At 65.7% G+C, this 1009-nt stretch carries 2 protein-coding genes; both read right to left on the bottom strand.

The window, feature by feature from the left end:
• Positions 1-209 (bottom strand): DEAD/DEAH box helicase (locus ACFWUY_RS42090; RefSeq protein ID WP_384122497.1); only part of this gene is annotated, 209 nt, incomplete at its 3' end.
• Positions 210-212: 3 nt separating this feature from the next.
• A partial coding sequence (tatC, locus tag ACFWUY_RS42085; RefSeq protein ID WP_384122494.1) for a twin-arginine translocase subunit TatC occupies positions 213-1009 on the bottom strand: 797 nt, incomplete at its 5' end.

The raw sequence follows: 1009 nt of genomic DNA, 5'->3' as shown, positions 1-1009 counted from the left end.
GTGTAGAAGCACTTGCCGCCCGAAGCCAGGGCCATGTGCACGGCGAATTCGCCGACGATCGTCTTGCCCGCACCGGTGGGGGCGCACACGAGCACACTGTGCCCGTCTTCCAAGGCCGCGCACGCGGTGCGCTGGAAGGGGTCCAGATCGAAGGAGATTTCACCGGCGAATTTCGCCAGTTCGCTGGGCAGCCCCGGAGTGTCGGTCACATGTCAGAGCGTATCGGAGTAGTCCGACACCGGGCGCGTGGTTTTCTCCGGCTCGCCCACCGGATCGGCCGACGCCACCGGTTCGGGAGTCTCCAACGGTGAGGCTTGTTCGTCGTCGAGCGGACCCCAGCCCTCCTTCGCCTCCCGGCGAGCCTTGCGGGCATCGCTGAACCGCGTGAACTGCACCGCGAACTCGAACAGCACGGTCAGCGCCAGCGCGAGCGCGAGCATCGAGAACGGGTCCTGTGGGGTGACGATCGCGGCGAAGACGAACAGGCCGAAGATCATCCCGCGCCGCCAGGCCTTGAGCTTGGCGTAGGGCAGCACCCCGACCAGATTCAGTCCGATGATGACCAGCGGCGTCTCGAAACTGACGCCGAAGATGATCAGCAACTGGATGATGAAACCGAAGTACTGGTTACCGCTGAGCGCGGTGATCTGGACGTTGTCACCGATGGTCATCAGGAACGACAACGCGTGCGACACGACCAGGTAGGCCAGGACGGCGCCCGTCACGAACAGCACCGTGCCCGTCACGACGAACCCGACCGCGAGCTTGCGTTCCTTCGCGTACAGCCCCGGGGTGATGAACGCCCACAGCTGATACAGCCAGAACGGCGTCGCCATCACGACGCCCGCGGTGAGGCCCACCTTCAACCGGAGCATGAACTGGTCGAAGGGTCCGGTCGCGAGCAATCGGCACGCGCCGTCGGGGCTCAGGCTGGCCCGCGCCGATTCGGGCAGCGCACAGTAGGGACCGCGCAGGATCTCGCCCAGGCTCTCCAGCCCGAAGAGGGTGT

Source organism: Streptomyces sp. NPDC058664, assembly GCF_042716635.1.
In the GTDB taxonomy this organism is placed as follows: Bacteria; Actinomycetota; Actinomycetes; order Streptomycetales; family Streptomycetaceae; genus Streptomyces.
Note: the sequence above shows the minus strand (reverse complement) of the source record. Positions and strands in the feature narration are given on the sequence as shown.